General features: G+C 38.6%; 1 protein-coding gene. It reads right to left on the bottom strand.

Going from position 1 to position 2,427, the window contains the following annotated elements; translation table 11 throughout:
- A partial coding sequence (locus HSISS2_RS04265; protein WP_042766992.1) for a glycoside hydrolase family 70 protein occupies positions 1–2,274 on the bottom strand: 2,274 nt, incomplete at its 3' end.
- Between the last annotated feature and the right edge of the window lie 153 nt (positions 2,275–2,427).

The following is a 2,427-nucleotide window of genomic DNA, read 5'->3' on the forward strand; positions in this document are numbered from 1 at the left end:
AGCTGTCATGATGTCTTTACCATAACGTACTGAAGCATAGACTTCATTTGTACGGTAGAGTTCAACATCTGAATTGTCCATCTTACCATCAGTTGGCAACCAGTATGAACGTTGAGCTTGTCCACCAGATACATACTTGATACGATTCTTCATCAAGTTAACAATGGTATCGTAATATGGAGACTTAGTTTCCATGTAATTACCATTATCTGTATAAAGGTCTCCATAGTAGACACGAGTGATTGTTTCCATGTTTTGCAACATAACAGCGTATGCTGCTGGGATGTTGTTCAAGGTATATTTTTTGTCGCTGCTGAGCATGTCTTTGTTATAAATCTCAAAGGCTTTCTTCATTTCAGCATCAGTGATTGTGAAACCATCTGATTTTGGATTGATTTCTTTCTTGATGATTTCAGCAATAATATCTTGAACGTTGTTATCATGGGCACGGATAAAGACGTAGTTTCCTGACGCATCTCCGTATTTCTCGTTGTATTTACCGATTGTAGACTGTTTAACTGTTCCGTCTTCGTTATAGGCCTTGCTTCCATCTTTGTTAATCCAATCAGTCTTTTCATCACGTTGTGTCGTGTTGAAAGTATTGTTATACAAAGGACTTACAGCCGGTGTACGTTCTTTGATTGGTTTAGCCAATGAGAAGAGGAGAGCCAAACGTTGTTTGTTTTCCATAGCAAGCGCAGCGCCATCTGTCTTGTCATTGTAGTGGTTGTCATTAAGACTCCATGCTTCAAGGACTGAGATGTGAGCAAGAGCGTTTGCTTCAGATTTGTTAACACCATAGTACTCACGGAAGTAGTTTGTGTAGAGTTGAAGCATGTCTGCATCGACATTATCTACCGCGTCGACACGGATACCATCGAAGTTAGCATCCTTGTCACCCATAACGATTGAACCCCAGTTCATAAGGTAGTGGATTTGGTTCAATTGTTCCGCTTGAACAACTGGGTTTGACAAATCTACGTCATTAGCTAGCAAGAAGTCGAAACCGCCCATGTGGTTTGGATCTGACTGCTCATCAAGAACTGACTTATCAATTGTACCCTTTTGATTAGTAGCCGTATGGTTCAAAAGACGATAGTTAGAGTTAGCCCATGGTGTACGTGAATCATTTACATAGAGAAGGGCACCACCTTGAAGGTGATCTTCGCCGCCACCTTTAGAGTAGTTTTCAGTTTCTTTGTTCCATTGTGGTTGTGTCTTAACAAAAGCAGAAATAGTTTCACGCAACCATTGTGTTGATTTTTCAGCCTGAATCTTTTGTTCAATCTTAACTTGGATATCCTTAGCAGCAACATTCAAAGTTTCTTGCTTATCTGTGCTAGTGTATTTAGCATCCAAGTTAAATACTTTAGACATGTAGTTCAAGTAGTTAACTTGTGTATCTACATTTGGCCACCAAGCCATCAAAAGTGGACGGAAATCTTCTGCAGTTGATGCTTGCCAAGTTACACCATCTTTGATGATAGAAGCTGGACGGTACCAGCTATCTGCAGTCAAATAACCATCAATCAATTCAAAGCTAGCTTCAGATGAATCGTAGGCACGGTTATTTATTGAGAAACCATCAACAATATTTGTTGTTCCTGGTGTGAAAGAGTATGTTGATGAGCTTGTAAGGGCACCATCTTTACCGAAGTAAAGCAATTGACCATTTACAGTAATGGCAAAGTTTTCTTTGTGTGAACCATCTTCATTAACATAGTAATATTTACCATCAATGTTTTTGATGTTTTTCAAGGAAAGCGCAGCTTCTACTTCTGAATCTTTCAAAGCAGCTTCTGGCGCTTTAACTTCTGTGTTTACAACTTCAGCCTTCACTGTTGCTGGTTGTTCTTCTGCTTTTTCAGTTGTAACAGCTGGTGCATCTGTTGTCACAACTGCTTCTTTATTTGGAACAGCTGCCACCGCTACATCAGAAGTTGTTGCTGTTGTAGCTGCTTCAGCTGTTGCTTGTGTGTTCGTTGTAGTTGCTGTTTCGACGGCATTTGTTTCTTTAGCAGGCGTTAAAACATCTGCTTCTTTTGTATTTGTACGTTTATCGACTTCTTTGGTTGCTTCTGTAGAAGTAACTAAATCGGCTGTTGTATCTAAATTTGGTTGAGTTACTATCTTATCTTGAGTTTCATCCGCTGAAACTGAAGATGTTGTTGCAGACAATCCTCCTACGACAGTAGCAAGTGCTGCAGAGGCAACTGCAATTGTGACCCATTGCTTCTTAACTTTATGAAGCTTATAGTGTACCTTATTTTCCATTATAATTTTCCCCGTGATTTTATTTGTCAAAATCAGACTGAAATCTATCCGATTTCAAACAATTACATTATATCATTATTTTCTAACTATTTCTCGAATTAATTGTTTTTTTATAAATTATATGTAACATAACAGCAACATTAGAAAAGTTTT

Source organism: Streptococcus sp. HSISS2, assembly GCF_000448665.1.
Classification (GTDB): domain Bacteria; phylum Bacillota; class Bacilli; order Lactobacillales; family Streptococcaceae; genus Streptococcus; species Streptococcus raffinosi.